This window comes from Sorangium sp. So ce385 (assembly GCF_051474135.1).
GTDB classification, from domain to species: domain Bacteria; phylum Myxococcota_A; class Polyangia; order Polyangiales; family Polyangiaceae; genus Sorangium; species Sorangium cellulosum_D.
This window is the reverse complement of sequence record NZ_CP150337.1, coordinates 1,426,989-1,446,024: the sequence shown is the minus strand read 5'-3', so window position 1 is coordinate 1,446,024 and position 19,036 is coordinate 1,426,989. Positions and strand designations below refer to the sequence as shown.

Below are 19,036 nucleotides of genomic sequence, written 5' to 3'. Positions count from 1 at the left end.
GCGGAGGACAGTGTGCCAGTCTCAGCTGCAAACCGCTCTAGGCCGCCGCGTCGGGGAGCCATTCGCCGTGGAGCCCGAACGGGACGCGGCACGGCAGGCGGACGCGCGCGACAGGAGGCGACGCGAACCTCGCGGCGTCGAGGATGACGAGCTCGGTCGCGGCGCCGTCGCGGCGGTGGACGAACAGGATCACCCAGGCATCGTCCTCGGCGGCGCTCCCTGGCCGCGGCGCGACGGCGCACTCGCCGGGCATCGCGCCGTCCCCGAAGTCGTGAGCGATCGCCGCGCCGGTCTCGAGGTCGAGCCTTCGCGCGATGGTCCGCGAGAAGCCGCCGTCGGGGCGGAAGTCGCAGAGCTCGGTCGTGTACGCGCGGCGATGGCGGGCGCCGACGACCGCCGGGTGCACGCGCGGGAAGTCGAGGAACCGCGGATCCAGCTCGGACTCGGCGGCGCGGCCGCTGGCGAGGTCGAACGTGAACCGGTGGAGCGCGTGCGGCGCCATGATCCGCGGCGCGCGCACCGCGTCGAGCACGATCGCATTGCCGTCCTCGAAGGCGTTGACGGTGTGGCTGATCGTGCAGGGCGCGACATCGAACCATCGCATGTCCTCGTTGCCGCCGTCGCGGGGCAGGACGCCGACGCGCGCGGGGAAGTCGTCGTCCCACCGGAGCGGCACCGCCGAGCGCACATCGCCGAACAGCACCGGCAGGACGTAGAAGAGGACGTATCGCTCGGTGATCGCGAAATCGTGCATGAACGTCATCGCGGGGACGTCGATCGGCGCGCGGTGGACCACGCGGCCCGCGGCGTCTGCGCGATAGTACGTGAGGTGCGGGCGCGAGTGCCCCTGGGAGAAGAAGAGCAGCTCTCCGGTGCGCGGGCAGATCTTCGGGTGAGCGGTCATCGGGCCGCCGAGCGCTCCGCCGAAATCGTAGGTCCCCACGGTCTCCAGGTCTCCGGTCACCTCGACCGGCGGCATCGCCTCGACGAGCGCGAGCATCCGCCCGGCGTGCCGGATCACGCTCGTGTTCGCGTAGATGCCGGCGATCCAGCGGTTTCGGTACCAGCGCGCGCGGCCGTCCTCCAGGCGCACGCCGTGGAGCATCCCCTCCGCAGCGAACCACGCCGGCGACCACCCGGTCCGAGGATTCGGCCCGTTGCGCACGTACGTGCCGCGGAGATCCGCCGGGATCTCGCCGAGCACCTCGAGATCGAGGTCGGTCCGCTCCTCGCGCACGGGGGCGAAGGCGCCGGCCAGGTGAAATGGCGACGAGTCCGTGGCCGAGGTCGCGTCCGTGTTCGTCATGTATGCACTGTATACTCCGGGAGCGAAATGTCGAGCGTGAAGAGGAAGAAAACTGGCACCTATCATCACGGCGATCTGCGTCAGGCGCTTGTCGACGCTGCGTTGCGGACGCTCGAGCATCAGCGGGCGGAGGACCTTTCCTTGCGAGCGCTGGGCCGGGAGCTCGGCGTCAGCCCCCGCGCGCCGTACCGTCATTTCGAGACGAAGGAGGAGCTCTTGGCGGCCGTCGCGGTCGAGGGCTTCCGCGCCTTCGGGGAGCTCCTGAGGCCGCGTGTGGCGGCGGCGGGCGCGGATCCGATCGCGCGGTTGCGCGCGATCGCGGAGGCGTATGTGGTGTTCGCGGTGGAGCGCCCGGCGGCGTTCCGGGTGATGTACGCGCCGTATGACACGGTGAAGGAGAGCGCGCCGGATCTCGTGCGGGCGCGCGCCGAGGGCCACGGGGCGACGATGGCCAGCATCGCGGAGGGGCAGGCGGCGGGGATCCTGCGCGGGGGGGATCCGATGCAGCTCGCTTTGGTGCTGTGGTCGAGCATGCACGGGCTGGCGGTGCTGCTGACGCAGGGGCAGCTCGGAAGGTACGACAAGCCGGTCGAGGCGGCGCAGCTCGCGAGCCTGGTGAGCGGGTTGCTCATGGAGGGGCTGAGGCCGCGGACGGGGGAGCCGTCAGCGGCGGGCGCACCGGCGAGCGCGGCGCCGGCGGGGGCGGCTGGCGCGGCGACGGCGGGGGCGCGGCGGCGGAAGCGACAGGCGGGAACGTGACCGGCCAGGCCGACCTAGCCGTTCGCGGCGAGGAGCTCCCGGGCATCGCTGATGACGGCGACGCGGCGGATCCAGCGGTCCAGCTCGGCGAGATCGGTGCTCGCGAGGACGCGCTCTCGCACGTCGGCGGGGATCTCCAACCCGCGGGTCTCTAGCACGGCGAGCACGGCCTGCGCCTTGGCCTCAATGCTGCCCTCCTGCCGGCCCTTGGCCACGTAGCTGCGCGCGAATTCACTCTGATACTGGTATCCGCTCTTCATCATCGCCTCCAACATCCGCCTCGCCGCTTCGTTCAGCGAGGATAGCACCACGTCCGCGTACAAGGCGCGGCGCTCCTCATTGAGCCCGGCTGCTGCCGCCGGGAACGCCACGCCGATCGCCTTCCTGCCTCGCCCTGTCCGTAGGCCATCGCCGACAGCACCACCACCTCGGGCGCCGTCCCGGTCCGCGCTCAGCTTGCTCGTCGCCGGCTCAGGATCGCCGTTCACGGATCCAGGAAATCTTCGAGCAGCGCCCGTAGCTGTCCTGTTGCCCGACCAGGTTCGAGCGGGACGGCGCCGATACCATTCCAGCGTCGGCCGTCCGCGGTTTCGGGGTATGTCGCCCGCCGGGAGCCCGGGTAGAGCACGAACGCACCGACCGCTTCTCGAATCGCGTCGCGGTACGTGTGCATCTTGTAGAGGTCCTCGCGGGTGACCGACCGATCCCAGCCGGAAGGATCGTCATCCTCCAGTTCGTCGAGGCGGTCGCCATCGAATTTGAGCTTGGCGTCCAGGATCAGAGCCTTCCAGCCCTCGGGGCGCCGCGCTCGGACAACAACGTCGGGGCGAAGCCTCACGGAATAGGAGCCGGATCCCCGGCGATAGCTCCCGTTGTACACGAGCTCGACCTCGCCACGGCGGTAGCGGAGCCGAGCCGACCAGGGCACCTTCCGGCGCTTCTCGTCGGTTTCGGCGAGATCGGCGCTCTCGGGCTTCCCCAAGAGCGCGTCGAGCGCCCGCTTGACCTCGAAGAAGGACCACAGCTCATAGAGCAAGGCCCCGTTCTTCAAATCGAGCAGAGCGTGCCAGCGATCGCGGTCGCCGGCCAAGACCGAGGAGAGCGACAACCGGACGAAGTGCCCGAGGAACTCCCGGTACCCTTCCCGGCGCTGGAGCACCGAGGATTGCGACGGGACGATCTGTATCGGGCCGACCTCGCGCAGGAAGTCGAAGGACAGCATCCAGTCGATCTCCTCGCGCATCGCGCGTACGTCGTGCCCGAGATCGGGGTTCACGACGTCCCGCCCGTCGAAGGCGTCGAGGATGTCCGACGCCAGCCGAAGGACGTGAAGCACGAGCCGGTTCTCGTGCGTATCGAAGCCCTCCGTCGGGTCGGAGACCAGGGCGCTGACCGGGAACACCGGCTGATGCCGGCTCAGCCGACGGCCCAGCCCGGTTTCCGCGAGCCTCGATCCAGGTCGGAGGCGCCCAAGCCGCTTCGGATGACCGATGACCGCAAGCAGGCCTCCGGGCCCGATGTGCGCGGCACGTTCCACCGGTACCCAGCGTGCCTCGGGCTCCACCCGGCGATGCGGATGCCGGGCGATCTGGAGGAAGTGCCCAGCGAGTTGGTCTTCGCCGTCCACGCGGCGCATCACATGCCGGAGATACGCCAGGGCATGATAGAGGACGTCCTGAGAGGACGAGCGGAGATCGCGCTCGAAGGGCAAGGTCGTCGGCGAGCCGTAGTCGAAGGCAAGATCGGCCACGTCGCGGACCACCCCGTCGAGCATCGCGGTGAACGCAGGTTCGGTGAGCTTGGCGTGCCGCACCCGGAAGCGCAACCCGGCGACCTGCGCCAGCCCCACGTAGTTGTTGAAACAGAGCGTGGCGACCCTGCCGCTTGAGCCGGGCTGGATCGTGAGGTGGCGCGTTCCTGCACCCAGCGGTTCCTCGGAACGGAGCAGATAGGTGCGCTGGTCGTGGACCACGAAGGCGCCCGTTGCGTCCTGGTGAACGGGGTCGCCGCTCCCGGCATCGTAGATCTGGATCACGGCAGCTCCATTCCCCTCATTCGAGGAACGAGACGAATCCCTGCGCTCGGAGCGTACGCAGCATCCACGACAGCTTGGCGGCCGAGCGCGTCATCACCACGCGCTCGGCCTCTCCTTCGACCGGCGGCGGCACAGGCTCCCCTCTCCGGAGGGCCTCCTCGATCCTGTCGAGCTCCTGGGCATCGCGGTCCTTCTCCACGTCGTTGCCGAGAACAGCGAACAGCAGCAGGCGCCGGAGCGGCTCAAGGAGCTTTTGCTTCGAGCCGTGGAGCTTGGGCAGCACCTTCTGGAGCACCTGCAGATCGAGCGCCGTGTCCACCGCGTTCGGTCCGACGTGCTCCACCGCGTTCTTCACGTAGAGCGCGATCTCGTTGGCCACGCGATAACCGAAGTGCAGGTTGGAGCCCCTGAGGATCCCGTTGAGCGCCGCGAGCGTCGTGCGCGCTCGATCCGGCAAATCGAGGAAATCGTCCTGTCGGGCCGGCGTCGCGACCCCGAGGTCAAGCCGGCCATTCTTCAGCGTGAAGCGGCCTGGTTCCGCTTGCTGGCCGTACCCGAGGAGATCCACCTCGTTGAACTCGATAACATTGGCCCGGTCGAGCACCTTGGACGAGAACGTATGGGTGGTCTCATCGATGTTGACCGTACCGGTGATGTAGACGTTGGGCGGCATCTTGAGGCGAGGCGGGACCAGCTGCACGCCCTCGAAGTGCAGCGGGCAGCCGTCCACCTCCTCTTCCCTCGCTCTGCAGGAGGCGCAGCGCGCAGGGCGCTGCCATCCCTCGGGCCGGACGAGCGGTAAGCAGCGTTGTTCGTCGTGAAGGTGGAGGGCTTCTTGCTGCAGCTTACCTCCGCGCAGCGTGCGGGACTCGGTAGCCGAGAGGAGATCGGCGAAGTAGTGCTCGACGCGGGCCAGGTTCATCTCGTCGAGGATGGCAAAGTGCGGCTTCCCTGGATCGCGATGGGCGCGGAGAAGCAGGCTCAAGAAGGGTCGCGTTGTGTACGCCTCGGTCAAGACATTGTAGAAACCGAGCACCTCCTTGCCGTCGAGCCAGTCGGGCCGGACGGAGATGAACTCATGGCGCCGGACGGGCTCCATCTCGCGCGCCTCGTGCTCCTTTTCTTCCTTGAGGTCTCCCCCCTCCTCGCTGCCAGCCCACTCGGCGACGGCTTGGGCGAGCTTGGTTTTGCCGGTGCCGCTGATGCCGGAGAAGATGACGAACGGTTTGGTCTTGAGAGACAGGAGGTAGGTGGTGACCAGCTCCGCCGGGAAGTGGAGCCCACAGTCCCGCAGGTAACCATAGATATCAGGCCGCCGGCTGCCCTCCGCCGCGCTGCTGTCTTCGGCGCCTCCAGCCGGGTCGCCTTCCATGGCCTCCCCCTCCTCGAGGGCCCCGAAAAGCGCCTCGTACACCTCGGCTGTCATCGGCAAGACGGTCGCAAACCAATGCTTCTGTCGGGCGATGTCACGTTTCTGTGTGTCGAACCAGTGGACCGGCAGGCAGTTCGCGTACTCACCGCGCTCGCCTCGGAACTCAGGCGGCCCGAGCACCACGCCGCGTCCGACGACCTTCGATTGCCCCTGGTTCGCCACGATGATGTGGCCCGGCTTGATGTCGCGCAGGAACCACCAGACCATGCGCACGTTGGCCTGAGCCTTCTCCTTCGTGTATTTGAACACCCTGGTGTAATGCGCCTCGAGCGCCCCCCTGGACTCGACGGATCGAGGATCGCCGGCTTCACCCCACCCGACGGCGATGATGCCGCTCTCGCGGTTCTCGTCCCAGAACGTCGCCTGCTCCCCGGGAGCGATCTTCCAGTGCTTCGGCGTGCTCGCCGGAAGCGCGACGAACTTCCATGTGGTCTGCCCGCCCCGTGCTCCCTCGAACGCTCCGGCGCCGAGGAGAGCCTCGCCCCAGGCGACCAGGCGCGCGGCCATGTGCGGATCGGTGGTGAACTCCATGTCGAGGGCTTTCTCGATCGCGCGGCACGTGAAGTTGCCATCGAACGGCGCCCCACCGACCTCGCCCCGCAGAGAGGCCTCGTAGACGTCGAGGTCGATCCCGGCAAAGCCGACAAACTTGCCCGGCCCGAACTCGCCGGTCGTCGGATCGAAGACCCAGTACTTCGTGGAGCGCAGCAGGGCGCGCACACGTGCCGCCGCTGCTCTTGCCTGCTGGTTGAACCGGGCAACCGACGCCCGGATCTCGTCCGGGGTCCTGACCTCAACACGCTTGCTCGACACGCTTGCCTCCGGTGCCCGAGACAGGCCTCCGCCTTTGAGCCATGATGCGCCGATGCTACCGCAGACGGCCGGCGCTCGCGGTAGCGATCCCGCGGCCTCGTCCGCCCAGGATGCTCTCTCGCCGCGTGCTCCCGGTACATCGCGAGCGGCTCCGCCGGTCGTGACGTGTCGGGATGGCGCATCGTCGGGCCGAGGTCCCTGAGGAGCCAGGGGGAAGCCGCATCGTCGATCGTCGCAACGAGCAGCCGGGTCGGATAGCGATGCCGAGTTCCGGGTCCGGCGGTCATCTCGCGCGCTGCACCGGCGAGCACGGCGGCGGCGGGGACGCCTGGGGCGGCGCCGGAGGGGTCCGCCGGCGTGGCGCCCGCGGCGAGGGCCGGGGCGGCGCCCGCGGGGTCGCGGCGACAGAAGCGGCAGGAGGGAGCGTGACCGGCCCGCCGAGCCTCGGCGGCGCGGCGGCCCGACGTGCCAGCTGGGGCTGGGCGAGCGGGAGGTACGACGAGGCGAACGGGATTGGGGGCGGCTCGGGGTGGGGGCCCGCGGCGTCCCCTTAGGAGCCGTTCGTGGCGAGGAGCTCCCGCGCGTCGGTGACGACGGCGGCGCGGCGGATCCAGCGGTCCAGCTCGGCGAGGTCGGTGCTCGCAAGGACGCGCTCCCGCACGTCGGCGGGGACCTCCAGCCCGCGGGCCTCGAGGAAGGCGAGGACCGCTCGCGCCTCGCCCTTCGCCACGTAGCTGCGCGCGAATTCACTCTGAAACTCGTATCCGCTCTTCATCATCGCCTCCAACATCCGCCTCGCCGCTTCGTTCAGCGAGGATAGCACCACGTCCGCGTACAGGGCGCGGCGCTCCTCATCGAGCCCGGCTGCAGCTGCCAGGAACGCCACGCCGATCGCCTCCCCCGCCTCGCCCTGTCCGTGCGCCATCGCCGACAGCACCACCACCTCGGGCGCCGCCCTCGCCTGCTCGGCGTCCGTGACGACGGGGACACCCTCCGGCCCGAGCACCAGCGGCGTCAGCGTCAAGCCGGGGTGGCCCGTGTCGATCGGCCTCGAGCACCACTGGGCCATCGCCGCGTCGATCGTCACGACCAGCAGCCGGGTCGGACAGCGGTGCCGGGCCCGCGTCTGGGTGACGTAGACCGGCCAGACGTACGGCTTGTTCGCGTCGACGCCGAGCTGAACCTCGACCACGATGGCCGTCGCGGGCCTACGTTGCTCGCCGACCAGCAGCACGACGATGACGTCCGCGCGCCGGTCAGAGGGCAGGATCTCGGTGAGGTCGGCGGGTTCGAGGCGCGCCTCCGTGAAGGCCGGGACCGGCTGGCCGAGCGCGTCGTGCAGCAGCTCGGCGGCCAGCGTCGGCCGGTTCTTGAACAGCTCCACCAGAGCTTCATGGGTGACTGAGGGCATCGGGTAGTCTCTCGGGTAGTACGGCCATGCTGAACCTTGAGGCGGCGTGCCAGGCGCGTGCGGCGGGTCCCGCAAGCGCCAGAGCAGACGCGTCTCACTCTTGAATTCCGGGCAGCGCCCCCGATCCGTCACGCCGTGTGGCCTGCGTGCGCCCCGACGCCAGGGCACGGGCCTTCACTCCTCGGCCATGGCCACGCTCAGCTGGCTGTCGCTGGTGACCACGCCACCGCGCACCGGCACGCGCCACGTCCTGCGGCCCCGCTCCAGCTCTCAACGGCCCATCCGCTCCGCGGCGCCCGGCCCTCGGCGGGACCGGGGCGTACTTTTCTTCGTGCGCGGGGCTCGACGGCACGAACCCACGGAAACAGGAACAGCGAAGAGGTCACGCAAAGCGCGCAGGGCGTCGCCCGTCCCAGGCCTGCACGCAGCCGATCGACCGCAGATCGCCGCGAGCAACCCCAGTCACGAGGAGCATCGAACCATGTACACCTCGAAGGCTTACTCCGCCGCCAGCGCGACATCGCCGCTGGCCCCCACCCAGATCCCGCGGCGCGATCCGACCGCGCACGACGTGCAGATCGAGATCCTCTTCTGCGGAATCTGCCACTCCGACCTCCACGCCGCCCGCAACGAGTGGGGCCGCGCGGTCTACCCCATCGTGCCGGGCCACGAGATCGTCGGCCGCGTCGCCGAGGTCGGCTCGGCGGTCACTAGGTACAAGCCCGGCGACCTCGCCGCGGTCGGCTGCATCGTCGACTCGGACAGGACCTGCCCGAGCTGCATGGAAGGGCTGGAGCAGTTCTGCCCGAACCAGATCATCGTCTTCGGCTCCCCGGACAAGCACCTCGGGGGCGTCACGTACGGCGGCTACTCCGACAGCATCGTCGTCGATGAGCGCTACGTCCTGCGCGTCCCCTCGAACCTCGACCTTGCCAGCGCGGCCCCGCTCCTCTGCGCCGGGATCACCACGTATTCGCCCTTGCGCCACTGGGGCGTCGGGAAGGGCAAGAAGGTCGGCGTGGTCGGCTTCGGCGGGCTGGGCCATATGGGCGTGAAGTTCGCCCGCGCGTTCGGGGCGCACGTCGTCGTCTTCACCACCTCGCACGGCAAAACGGAGGACGCGCTCCGTCTCGGCGCCGATGAGGTCGTCGTCTCCCGCGATGCGAGCGAGATGCAGAAGCACGCCGGCAGCCTCGACTACATCCTCGACACCGTCTCCGCGGACCATGACGTCAACGCCTTCCTCAACCTGCTCCGCCGCGACGGCAACATGACCCTCATCGGGGCGCCCGCGAAGCCCCTGAGCGTCGCCGCGTTCGGGCTCATCATGGGGCGCCGCAGCCTCTCCGGCTCGAACATCGGCGGCATCGCCGAGACCCAGGAGATGATCGATTTCTGCGCGGCGAACGACATCACCGCCGACGTCGAGATCATCCCCATCCAGAAGGTCAACGAAGCCTACGAGAGGCTGCTCAAGTCCGATGTGAAGTACCGCTTCTCCATCGACATGGCGTCTCTCCGATCCGCGTGAGCGGCGCGACGCGCCGATGAAGGCCTATCCCAAGAAAGATTTCCCGGTCGCCGAGATCCGTCGGTTCCTCGAGCCCGGCCCGATCGTGCTCGTCAGCTCGGCGTGGCGGCGCGAGACCAACATCATGACCATAGGCTGGCACACGGTCATGGAGTTCACGCCGTCGCTGGTCGGGTGCGTCATCAGCAGCGCGAACCACAGCTTCGAGCTGATCCGCCGGAGCAAGGAGTGCGCGATCAACGTCCCCACCGCGGAGCTCGCCGAGGCGGTGGTCGGCATCGGCAACTGCTCGGGCCGCGACACGGACAAATTCTCGGCCTTCGGGCTCACGCCGGTCCCCGGCGCGGCGGTCGGGGCGCCGCTCATCGCGGAGTGCTACGCGAGCCTCGAGTGCCGACTCGCGGACGCGCGGCTCGTGAAGACGTACAACTTCTTCATCTTCGAGGTGGTCAAGGCGCACGCCGCGACCACGCCGCGCTACCCGCGCACGATCCATTACCGCGGCGACGGCATCTTCATGCTCTCGGGGGAGAACACGCGCCGGTATCGCCGGCGCTTCCGTCCCGACATGCTGTGACGCGCCGCCCGCGAGCAGCGCCGGGGCAGCGCGCCCCACCCGGCTCAGCGCGCCGCCGGCGCGTTGACGAGCCGGGCCGCGCACCGGCCCTCGTGGCAAAGACAGCCGCCGCCGCAATCCATCGTCCCCGGCCGGCACTCCTGCGTGCACATCATCCCTCCCTCGCACGCGGGCGCCGTCGCCTTCGCGACGCAGGCGGCCGGGTGGCACCCGCAGACGGGCACGCAGTCCGCGTCGCTCTGGCACGGGTCGCTGCCCACGGCGATCGAGTCGTCCGTCGGGGTGGCCGTGGGCGTCGTCGTGGCCGGATCCGGCGCCGGCGGCGCGTTCGAGCCGGGAGGCTCGTTCCGCGAGGCGCTGCACGCAGCACAGCAGAGCACGGCGGCCAGGAGGAGCCCCATCGAGCGGTCGAGGATGTGTCTCATGCGCGTGCTCTCTCACGGATCACCACGAGGTTCCATCACGACCTGCGAGCTCATCCGGGCGCGACGCCCGCTCCCCGCGCCGCCGCGCGCGCCGGCTGCGATGGCGGCCGCCCCGCGGCCCGCCCCCAGGTCGGCGACCCGCCCCAGGGGGCCTCCGCCCCGGCGACCCCTCCGAAAAAAAATCTCGACCCCATGTCGAGCCCGCGCGTCGTGCTCCGACATCCAGGCGAGGCGAGGTCGCGGTGACCGCGCCCCCACCCACCGCCGGGCTCGACCCCGGCCAGGAGCCACGACCATGACCACCCCGCAGAAGATCAAGACCTTCCTCTGGTTCGACAACAACGCCGAGGAGGCCGTGCGGCTCTACACCTCCGTCTTCAAGCGCTCGCGCGTCGTCGAGGAGGTCCGTTGCGGCGACGCGGGCCCGGGGCCCAAGGGCGCGCTCCTCACCGTCGAGTTCGAGCTCGAGGGCCAGCGCTTCGTCGCCATGAACGGCGGCCCGCACTTCAAGTTCAACGAGGCCATCTCGCTCGCCGTCACCTGCGAGACGCAAGCGGAGGTCGACGAGCTCTGGAGCAAGCTCACCGAAGGCGGCGGCGCCGAGAGCCAGTGCGGGTGGCTCAAGGACAGGTTCGGCCTGTCCTGGCAGATCGTCCCCTCGGCGCTGCCGCGGCTCCTCCAGCACCCGGACCCGGCCAAGGCGGCGCGGGTCATGCAGGCGATGATGCAGATGAAGAAGCTCGACATCGCGCGGCTCGAAGAAGCCGCCGTCTAGAGCCCCCGGCGGCGCTGGGCCGCCGCTCATCGCCCCCGAAAGCTCTCCACCAGATGGTCCACGAGGGCGCGGACGCGGCGCGGGAGATGGCGGCCCGCCGGGTAGACGACCGACAGATCCGCCGCGCGCACGAACCGGTTCAACACGGACTCGAGCCGGCCCGCCTCGAGGTCGCCCTCGACGTCCCAGAAGGACTTCTGCGCGACCCCGAGGCCGGCGAGCGCCCACGCGCGGACCAGCTCGCCATCGCTCGAGCTGCGCCGCCCCCGCACGCGGACCGCCTGCGTCCCCTCGCCCTCCGCCGCGAACGTCCACGTCGCCTCGTTCCGGCCCTCCGGGTTCCAGAGCAGGCAGTCGTGATCGGCGAGATCGCCCGGCGCGCTCGGCCGCGGGTGCCGAGCCCAGTAGCCGGGCGCCGCGCACACGACCCGGTGCCCCGTGGCGAGCCTGCGCGCGGTCAGGCTGCTCCCCTGCAGCGGTCCCACGCGCAACGCCACGTCGAAGCCCCCGCGCACGAGGTCGACGACCTCGTCCGAGAGGTGGAGGTACACGCTGATGCGCGGGTGCGCCTCCAGGAACGCCTCGAGGACGGCCCGCAGGCGGCCGCGCCCGAGATCGGACGGCGCGGTGATGCGCAGGCCGCCGCGCAGCGAGCTCTGCCCGCGCCGGATGCACGCCTCGCTCCGCTCGATCTCGTCGAGGATGCGGCGGCAGTCGACGAGGTAGCGCTCGCCCTCCTCGGTGAGGCGGAGCCGCCGCGTGCTGCGGATCACGAGCTGCACGCCCAGCCGCGCCTCCAGGGCCGCGAGCCGCGCGCTGACGGTCGACGGCACGGTCGCGAGCGAGCGCGCGGCCGCGCTGAGGCTGCCGCGATCGACGATCTCCAAGAACGTCTGCATCTCGAGGAGCGCGCCCATCTTTCGATTTTATCGAAAGGTGTTGCGCGGCTCGAGCCCGTACTCGCCCTGGCCGCCGCGCTCCACCTTTCCCCTGCGCTCGCGAGCACGGACGGGGCGCGGAGAGACCTCGAAGCAGGAGCAAACCATGAGCATTCAAAACAAGGTCGCCCTGGTCGTCGGCGCGCAGGGGATCATCGGCCGCAACCTCATCGATCACCTCGAGGCGCTCGGCGAATGGGACGTCATCGGCCTGTCCCGGCGCGGCGGCGCGCCCGCGGGCCGCGTCCGCCACGTGGTCGTCGACCTGCTCGACCGGGACGACTGCCGGAAGAAGCTCGGCGGCCTGGCCGAGGTCACGCACATCTTCTACGCCGCCTATCAGGACCGGCCCACCTGGGCCGAGCTCGTGCCGCCCAACCTCGCCATGCTCGTCAACGTGGTCGAGGCCGTGGAGCCGGTCGCGCGCGGCCTCCAGCACATCAGCTTGATGCAGGGCTACAAGGTCTATGGCGCGCACCTCGGCCCGTTCAAGACGCCGGCCCGCGAGACCGACGCGCACCACATGCCGCCCGAGTTCAACGTCGACCAGCAGGCGTTCCTCGAGGCCCGGCAGAAGGGCAAGGCCTGGTCCTGGTCGGCCCTCCGGCCGTCGGTGGTGTGCGGCTTCGCGCTGGGCGTCCCGATGAACCTCGCCATGGTCATCGCGGTCTACGCGGCGATGTCGAAGGAGCTCGGGCTGCCCCTGCGCTTCCCCGGCAAGCCGGCCGCCTACGACAGGCTGATCGAGATGACCGACGCGCGACTGCTCGGCAGGGCCACGGTCTGGGCGGCGACCAGCGCGCCGTGCAAGAACCAGGCGTTCAACATCAACAACGGCGACATGTTCCGCTGGAGCGAGATGTGGCCGAAGATCGCCCGCATGTTCGACATGGAAGCGGCGCCCCCGCTGCCGATGCCGCTCGCGGACGTCATGGCCGACAAGGAGCCGCTCTGGAACGCCATGATCGAGAAATACGGCCTGGCGCGGCACCCCTACCGGGACGTGTCGTCGTGGCGCTTCGGAGATGCGGTGTTCTCGTGGGACTACGACATGATCGCCGACGGCTCGAAGGCGCGCCGGTTCGGCTTCCACGAGCACGTCGAGACGGAGGCGATGTTCCGGGGGATCTTCGAGGATCTCCGGCGGCGGAGGATCATCCCGTGATGGCCCCGCGCTGCCTCACGCGAGCGCCCGGATCGCCCGCAGCACCGCCTCCACCTCCGCCTCGTCGTTGAGCAGGCTCGGCGCGACGCGCGCGTACGAGTTCCGGTACGGCGACGTCGACGCGATGATCTTCCTCTCGCGGAGCCTCGCCACCGCGGCCTCCGGCGTCATCCCCGCCACCTCGAAGGCGATGATCCCCGCGGAGAGCGCGTCGTCGAGCGGCGTGTGCAGCGTGACGTGGCGCATGCCCGCGAGCCCCTCCTTGCACTGCCGGTTCAGCGCGTGGATGCGCTCCGCGACCTTCGCCTTGCCCATGCGCCGGTGGAACGCGAACGCCGCGGGCAGCGCCCAGCGGTGCTCGAAGGAGTGGAATCCCCCCGGCGTCATCATGTTGGCGTTCGTGGGCGGCGGCGGCTGCCCCTGCAACCAGGCTTCGTATGCCTCCTTGCCGAAGTGCGGGATGCTCGGGCGGAGCAGCGGCCAGAGCTCGGCCTTGCCCCAGAGCACGCCCGTGCCCCGCGGCCCGAAGATCCACTTGTGACAGCCGGCCGCGAAGAAATCGCAGCCGAGGTCCGCCATCGTGACGTCCTCGACCCCGAAGCCGTGCACGCCGTCCACGCCGCAGACGACGCGATCCTCCGGCGCCCGCCCCTGGTTCGCCCTGGCGACGACCTCCGCGATCGCGCGCACCGGCGTCTTCACCCCCGTGCTCGAGTGGACCCACGTGATCGCCACGACCCGCGTGGCCGGCGTGATCGCCCGCTCGATCGCGCCCGCCATCTCCGCCTCCGTCGCGGCGCTGCCCCGCTCGTAGAGCGCGACCTTCCGCACCGTCGCGCCCGACCGCTCCGCGGCGAGCCGGAGCGACTCCTGCATGGCATAGTGATCGTGCGTCGTCGTGAGCACCTCGTCCCCGGCCTTGAGCGGCAGGCCGAGGTACAGCGAGGCGAGCCCCATCGTGGTGCTGTCCGTCAGCGCGATCTCGTCGGCCTGGGCGCCCATGTACTCCGCGGCGGCCTCTCGCACCGGCGTCGTGTCCTCGTGCTCGTGGACCGCGTCCACCGGGTTCTCGTCGAGCTCCCGCCGCAGCGCCTCGATCGCCGCGCGCACGGGCCGCGGGTGCGAGGTGAGATAGAAGCACGTCATGTGGATCCACGCGGGTGACACCTCGAACTCGTCCCGGACGCGCTGCCACGCGTCGGCCGGCGCCTTCGCCCCATCGCCCGCGGCCGCAGCCGCCTCCGGGGCCGCGCAGCCCGCGGCGCCGATCATCAGCATGCCTTCGAGCAGGCAGCGCCTCGATACCTTCGTCGTCATCTACAGCTTCCTCCCCTCCGTGCCGGGCGCGGTCCCTCTGGAGCCGCAAGCTCGCGCGCCCACGGGCGCGTCGATGCCGCGCCAGGGAGGTCCCCCCTCGCCGCGCCGGCAGGGGAGTATGCACCGGGGCTCCAGACAGGCAGTGACTATCTGAGACCCATCAACGTTTCACCGTCACCGCGCCGGGCACGGGGTGCATCGCATCGATCCGCGATCTCGGCCTCTCCCGTCACGCCGCTCGAGCGCGACATTCCCGGGTTGCCATGGATGGCCGGTGTCGCCGGCGCGCGGTCGCGCTCGGGTGCCTGGATCTCAGCGGATGAGGTAGCCGTCGATGAACGACGCGACGTCGTCGGCGAGCGTACCGACCTCGACGGGGACGCCGGCGGCGCGCAGCAGCGCGACCCCGCGGCCGAGGTTCCGCGGGTGGCTGTCGATCACGGCCACGAACACCGCGCCGACCCGCCGGGCGATCAGGGCCTTCGCGCAGGACGGGGTGCGGCCGAAGAACGAGCAGGGCTCCAGCGTCACGAACGCGGCGCAGTCGGAGAGATCGCCGGGAAGCGTCGCGAGCGCCATGGCCTCGGCGTGGTGGCAGCCGGGCGCCTGCGTGAAGCCCTCGGCGACGATGCTCCCGCCGCGCACCACCACGCAGCCCACGGGCGGGTTCGGGCGGCAGCGGGGGAGCGCGCCGCGCGACACCTCCAGCGCCCGCGCCATGAAGCGCCGCTTCTCGGCCTCGGTGTATGAGGGCCGAGCCCGCCGGACGATCTGCGCCTCCACGGCCGGCGCGCTCACGGCGCCGGGCTCGGGTAGCGGGCGTGGATCTGCTCGATCTCGGCGAGCACGTCCTTGCCGAGCACCACCCCCGCGCTCTTCACGTTCTCCTCGAGCTGCGCGAGCGTGGTCGCCCCGAGGATGGTGCTCGCCACGAACCAGCGGCTGCGCACGAAGGCGAGCGCGAGCGACGCCGGGGTGAGGCCGTGCGCGCGCGCGAGCTTCACATAGGCCTGCACCGCCTCGTCCACGTTGGGCTTCCGGTAGCGCTGGCCGAACGCCTCGAACCGGGCGAGGCGCGAGCCCGGCGGGGGTCCGCCGACGTACTTGCCCGTCAAGAGGCCGAAGGCGAGCGGGCTGTAGGCGAGCAGCGGCACGTCCTCGCGGCGCGAGACCTCCGCGAGGGCCGCGTCGAACGTGCGGTTGACGAGGCTGTACGCGTTCTGGATCGACACCGGCCTCGGGAGCCCCAGGTGCTCCGCGACGCGGCTGAACTGCGTCACCCCCCACGCGGTCTCGTTGCTGAGCCCGAGATAGCGGACCTTGCCGTCGCGGATCACCTCCGCGAACGCCGCGAGCTGCTCGGGGATCGGCGTGCTCGAGCGCTCGTTCGCCGGGTCGTACGCGGTGGCGCCGAACTGGGGCACGTACCGATCCGGCCAGTGGATCTGGTAGAGATCGATGTAGTCCGTCTTGAGGCGCCGCAGGCTGTCCTCGACCGCGCGCCGGACGTTCGCGCGGTTGACGGCGAGAGAGCCGCCCCGGATCCACGGGAAAGGCCGGCCCGACGCGGCGATCTTCGTCGCGAGGACCACCTTGTCGCGCGGCCTCTGGCTCAGCCACTCGCCCACGTAGCTCTCGGTGCGGCCCTGCGTCTCGGCGCGGGTCGGCACCGGGTACATCTCGGCCGCATCGACGAAGTTGATGCCCGCGTCGAACGCGTAGTCGAGCTGCGCTTTCGCCTCCTCGAGCGTGTTCTGCTCGCCGAACGTCATCGTCCCAAGGCAGAGCTCCGAGACCCGGAGCTCGCTGTCACCCAGCTGTCGGTAATGCATCGCTGTTCCGTCCGTGGGCCTCCAGTACCACGGAGCGGCGGCCTCGTCCACCATAACGGACACATATTCTCCTATAGCGGATGCGGCGTGGCGGCGTGGCGGCGTGGCGGCGCCCGACGTGCGCGTGGAGCGCATCGGCGATCGAGGGCGGCCTTCGCTCAGGCCGCGGATTTGCGCCGGCAGCAGAAGCGCATCGCAGGGGACCACGATCGTTCCCCGCCCCCCCCGCTCCCCGGCGGCACCAGCGCCAAGCGACCCCCAGCCATCTCCGATTCCGCCAAGCATGCTGCGCGGACAGCGTGGATGGAGCGACATTCCGGCGGGGGTGAACAAGCGAGCTGGTCAATGAGGCCACTCAAAATAATCTGAAGGGTCGCGCCCTCTGTCGGCACTAAGGGCAGTGAGCTGGCCGAACGGTGCGGCGGGGAGCACGCCACCGGCGAGACCAGACGCAACTCTGCTCGAATTCACTTCGGCGAATCCGTGTCCACGGGTCGTCGACGCCGTCGACACGAGGCAACGAGCTCGAGTTCGCGCTGCGCTCGCATCCCGCACGTTCCTTCGGAACGCCTCTCAGCGCATTTACGCATCCTGATCATAACGTGATTGGGATCCGGGATCGATCTGCTGCGCGCGATCGGGCATGGGCTCGGATCGCGGCGGTCGGTCCGACGCTCCGGGGTAGGACGAATCAAGGCGGAGGACGAGGTGAAGATCTTACAACGACAGTGCGTCGCGGCCCTGGCGGTCGCCTCGCTGGGCTTGGTGTCTGGCTGCGTCGGCGAGGCGGAGTCCGACGTGAGCGCGCCGATCACGGGCACGGCCGCGGCGGAGGTCATCGGGCCGAACGTGACCGAGGTCCTCGTCTACGACAATCCGGACCTCGCAGACGACCTGCCGCGCGAAGTGCCGGTCGTCGTGAGCTTCAAGGACAACAAGCCCAACGTGGTGTTCCAGATCGGCTGCGGCTCGAATTATGGGCCGATCCTGGAGGGCTTCGGGTACCCGCGTACGCTCGACCTCAACCAGGCCGCGTTCTACGACTCGTTCGACTCGGTGCAGAGGCAGCTCGAGCGCGACGCGGGCGGGCCGGTCCCCATCCATACGCTGCGCTGCGACGCCGATCCCAACGTCACGCGCCAGCAAATTTTCCAGGTCTATCGCCGCGTCGACGCCGATCTGGGGAAGGGCGAGTCCGAGTACTACCTCCGGCTCCGCGACGACCCCGGGACGATCTACACCGTAGGATGCAGCAACGTGCTCTCGGCGCTCTCGTGGACGAAGGCGGACGGCAGCAACCTCGAGCAGGTGAGCATCCCCATCAACCGCGCCGTCCTCGATGTCTGGAACGCGCAGGGGATCGCCACGCGGGACATCAACTGCCACACGAGCACCGGGAAGGCGCTCCCGCGGGCCCGCCGCGATCTCCCGCAGCAGATGGCCGAGACGAGCTACGCCGCCGAGGCGGAGCTCTACCTGGTTCGCTATTCCTTCACCGGGATCAGGACGCGCGTGACGCCCTACCTGATCGCCGGCGGGAAGGGCTACGCGATCGACTGCGGCTCGAACGCAGACATGATGAAGCGGGCATTCGGCTTCGACCCCGCGGCGACGCTCGAGGAGCTGTCGACGAGCGACCCGCGCTTCACCGCATCGGATCCCGACCGGCAGCCGCACCTCGCGTGCGACAGGAGCGTGAAGATCTTCCAGACCGCCGATCAGTCGCCCTCGGCGCGCTATTTCCAGCTCGCCGGCGGCAAGACGCTGGTTCGCTTCACGTGCCCGACGGCCGCGAATTTCTTCGCCGAAGGGGCGCCGGCGGCGCAGTCGGTCCCGAGGGCGGCCGTGCCGTACCTCTTCGTCGACCCGAACGCGCCAGCCAGCAAGACGCGGATGCTGGAGGTCGGGTGCTGGGGCCCCGGTCGCGCCAGGATTGCGCAGCTGTTCTTCTGGGTGTTCGGGCGGGAGCCGAACGACCGCGAGCTCCAGGACACGATGGCGGCCTATGCGGAGTACAGCAAAACGGGCGACACGAGCGAGGCCGAGGCCAATACGATGATGTCGCGCGCCTACGCCGTCTACCTCGGGCTCGCCGACCCGCTCAACGACATCCTCGGTCGCGCCGTCGGAAACGGCAAGAGGAGCAACCCGCGCCGCACGAACCTGGACGGCGGGCGTGTCTTCGACGAGGAGCGGACGTACTTCACGAACGAGATCAACGCGAACATCGAGCAGGCGGCCCGGTATGGCCTCTACAGGTGGATGAACGAGCGCGTGACGAACGCGACGCCCGCGTCGCGCGACGAGCTCCTGGCGAGCTACGATTGGGCCTACGGGTGCTGGCAGACGCCCGTGGAGGTCGGCCCGTGCCCCGCGCCCGAGGGGATCGCGTGGTGGACCGGCGAGTTCTACACCCCCGCGAACAAGGACAAGGGCTACACGCAACGCTCGCTCGAAGCGGAGCACGCGAGCTACCTCAAGAGGTGCTCTGACAAGGCGAACGGCTGCTTCTACGAGATCGAGAACGTGACCGACCGCGCCTGCCACAGGAGCGGCAGACCGTGCGTCGGGGACGCGGCCTGGGCGGACTACATCGGGGCGTTGATCCGCGGCAACCATATCCCCGGGAACTACCTCTCCATCATCTGCGTCGTGGAGACCTGGGGCAATTCTTCGCCGAACATCGCGGCCTGCCGCAAAGAGCGCTGAGCGACCGCGCC

General features: G+C 69.9%; 15 protein-coding genes and 2 pseudogenes. 6 read left to right on the top strand and 11 right to left on the bottom strand.

Going from position 1 to position 19,036, the window contains the following annotated elements; genetic code table 11:
* Positions 1-37: 37 nt before the first annotated feature.
* Positions 38-1,306, bottom strand: a complete 1,269-nt coding sequence (locus WME83_RS05395) for a carotenoid oxygenase family protein (protein WP_437318179.1) — start codon at positions 1,304-1,306, stop codon at positions 38-40.
* A gap of 36 nt (positions 1,307-1,342) precedes the next feature.
* On the opposite strand from WME83_RS05395, the gene WME83_RS05390 reads away from it, so the two are divergent.
* Positions 1,343-2,065: a TetR/AcrR family transcriptional regulator gene (locus WME83_RS05390; protein WP_437318178.1), complete on the top strand. Its 723-nt coding sequence runs from the start codon at positions 1,343-1,345 to the stop codon at positions 2,063-2,065.
* Between the two features lie 14 nt (positions 2,066-2,079).
* Here WME83_RS05390 and WME83_RS05385 read toward each other — a convergent pair.
* The 5 genes and pseudogenes from WME83_RS05385 to WME83_RS05365 all read right to left on the bottom strand — a co-directional run.
* Positions 2,080-2,501: pseudogene (locus tag WME83_RS05385) on the bottom strand (hypothetical protein); the annotation flags it as partial.
* A gap of 48 nt (positions 2,502-2,549) precedes the next feature.
* Positions 2,550-4,100: a DUF2357 domain-containing protein gene (locus WME83_RS05380; protein WP_437318177.1), complete on the bottom strand. Its 1,551-nt coding sequence runs from the start codon at positions 4,098-4,100 to the stop codon at positions 2,550-2,552.
* Positions 4,101-4,116: 16 nt separating this feature from the next.
* Complete coding sequence (locus WME83_RS05375) at positions 4,117-6,345, bottom strand: McrB family protein (protein WP_437318176.1); 2,229 nt, start codon at positions 6,343-6,345, stop codon at positions 4,117-4,119.
* Between the two features lie 550 nt (positions 6,346-6,895).
* Positions 6,896-7,756 carry a hypothetical protein gene (locus WME83_RS05370; protein ID WP_437318175.1) on the bottom strand — a complete coding sequence of 287 codons (861 nt, stop codon included), beginning with the start codon at positions 7,754-7,756 and terminating at the stop codon, positions 6,896-6,898.
* Between the two features lie 177 nt (positions 7,757-7,933).
* Positions 7,934-8,026, bottom strand: a pseudogene (locus WME83_RS05365) (LysR family transcriptional regulator); the annotation flags it as partial.
* A gap of 211 nt (positions 8,027-8,237) precedes the next feature.
* On the opposite strand from WME83_RS05365, the gene WME83_RS05360 reads away from it, so the two are divergent.
* Positions 8,238-9,287, top strand: coding sequence for an NAD(P)-dependent alcohol dehydrogenase (locus tag WME83_RS05360; RefSeq protein WP_437318174.1), 1,050 nt, complete (start codon positions 8,238-8,240; stop codon positions 9,285-9,287).
* Between the two features lie 16 nt (positions 9,288-9,303).
* Positions 9,304-9,864: a flavin reductase family protein gene (locus WME83_RS05355; RefSeq protein ID WP_437318173.1), complete on the top strand. Its 561-nt coding sequence runs from the start codon at positions 9,304-9,306 to the stop codon at positions 9,862-9,864.
* Positions 9,865-9,908: 44 nt separating this feature from the next.
* On the opposite strand, the gene WME83_RS05350 is transcribed toward WME83_RS05355, so the two are convergent.
* Positions 9,909-10,289 carry a hypothetical protein gene (locus WME83_RS05350; protein ID WP_437318172.1) on the bottom strand — a complete coding sequence of 127 codons (381 nt, stop codon included), beginning with the start codon at positions 10,287-10,289 and terminating at the stop codon, positions 9,909-9,911.
* Between the two features lie 295 nt (positions 10,290-10,584).
* Between WME83_RS05350 and WME83_RS05345 the strand changes: the two genes are divergently transcribed.
* Positions 10,585-11,064, top strand: a complete 480-nt coding sequence (locus WME83_RS05345) for a VOC family protein (protein ID WP_437318171.1) — start codon at positions 10,585-10,587, stop codon at positions 11,062-11,064.
* Positions 11,065-11,090: 26 nt separating this feature from the next.
* Here WME83_RS05345 and WME83_RS05340 read toward each other — a convergent pair whose 3' ends face one another.
* Positions 11,091-11,981: a LysR family transcriptional regulator gene (locus WME83_RS05340; RefSeq protein ID WP_437318170.1), complete on the bottom strand. Its 891-nt coding sequence runs from the start codon at positions 11,979-11,981 to the stop codon at positions 11,091-11,093.
* Positions 11,982-12,108: 127 nt separating this feature from the next.
* Here WME83_RS05340 and WME83_RS05335 point away from each other — a divergent pair, with 127 nt between their 5' ends.
* A complete protein-coding gene (locus WME83_RS05335) occupies positions 12,109-13,167 on the top strand; it encodes an SDR family oxidoreductase (RefSeq protein ID WP_437318169.1) in 1,059 nt (352 codons plus the stop codon).
* Between the two features lie 15 nt (positions 13,168-13,182).
* Here WME83_RS05335 and WME83_RS05330 read toward each other — a convergent pair whose 3' ends face one another.
* From WME83_RS05330 to WME83_RS05320, 3 genes are all read right to left on the bottom strand, one after another.
* Positions 13,183-14,484, bottom strand: coding sequence for an aminotransferase class V-fold PLP-dependent enzyme (locus tag WME83_RS05330; protein WP_437318168.1), 1,302 nt, complete (start codon positions 14,482-14,484; stop codon positions 13,183-13,185).
* Positions 14,485-14,796: 312 nt separating this feature from the next.
* Complete coding sequence (locus WME83_RS05325; protein ID WP_437321967.1) at positions 14,797-15,204, bottom strand: bifunctional diaminohydroxyphosphoribosylaminopyrimidine deaminase/5-amino-6-(5-phosphoribosylamino)uracil reductase RibD; 408 nt, start codon at positions 15,202-15,204, stop codon at positions 14,797-14,799.
* A gap of 74 nt (positions 15,205-15,278) precedes the next feature.
* Positions 15,279-16,316: an aldo/keto reductase gene (locus WME83_RS05320; RefSeq protein WP_437321966.1), complete on the bottom strand. Its 1,038-nt coding sequence runs from the start codon at positions 16,314-16,316 to the stop codon at positions 15,279-15,281.
* A 708-nt stretch (positions 16,317-17,024) separates the two neighbouring features.
* Here WME83_RS05320 and WME83_RS05315 point away from each other — a divergent pair.
* Entirely contained in the window at positions 17,025-19,025 is a 2,001-nt protein-coding gene (locus tag WME83_RS05315; protein WP_437318167.1) for a hypothetical protein, read from the top strand.
* The last annotated feature ends 11 nt before the right edge of the window (positions 19,026-19,036 follow it).

Coding starts and splice junctions, on each gene's coding strand:
- WME83_RS05395 (WP_437318179.1), bottom strand. CDS start 1,306: ATGACGAACACGGACGCGACCTCGGCCACGGACTCGTCGCCATTTCAC.
- WME83_RS05370 (WP_437318175.1), bottom strand. CDS start 7,756: ATGCCCTCAGTCACCCATGAAGCTCTGGTGGAGCTGTTCAAGAACCGG.
- WME83_RS05360 (WP_437318174.1), top strand. CDS start 8,238: ATGTACACCTCGAAGGCTTACTCCGCCGCCAGCGCGACATCGCCGCTG.
- WME83_RS05355 (WP_437318173.1), top strand. CDS start 9,304: ATGAAGGCCTATCCCAAGAAAGATTTCCCGGTCGCCGAGATCCGTCGG.
- WME83_RS05350 (WP_437318172.1), bottom strand. CDS start 10,289: ATGAGACACATCCTCGACCGCTCGATGGGGCTCCTCCTGGCCGCCGTG.
- WME83_RS05345 (WP_437318171.1), top strand. CDS start 10,585: ATGACCACCCCGCAGAAGATCAAGACCTTCCTCTGGTTCGACAACAAC.
- WME83_RS05340 (WP_437318170.1), bottom strand. CDS start 11,981: ATGGGCGCGCTCCTCGAGATGCAGACGTTCTTGGAGATCGTCGATCGC.
- WME83_RS05335 (WP_437318169.1), top strand. CDS start 12,109: ATGAGCATTCAAAACAAGGTCGCCCTGGTCGTCGGCGCGCAGGGGATC.
- WME83_RS05330 (WP_437318168.1), bottom strand. CDS start 14,484: ATGACGACGAAGGTATCGAGGCGCTGCCTGCTCGAAGGCATGCTGATG.
- WME83_RS05325 (WP_437321967.1), bottom strand. CDS start 15,204: ATGGCGCGGGCGCTGGAGGTGTCGCGCGGCGCGCTCCCCCGCTGCCGC.
- WME83_RS05320 (WP_437321966.1), bottom strand. CDS start 16,316: ATGCATTACCGACAGCTGGGTGACAGCGAGCTCCGGGTCTCGGAGCTC.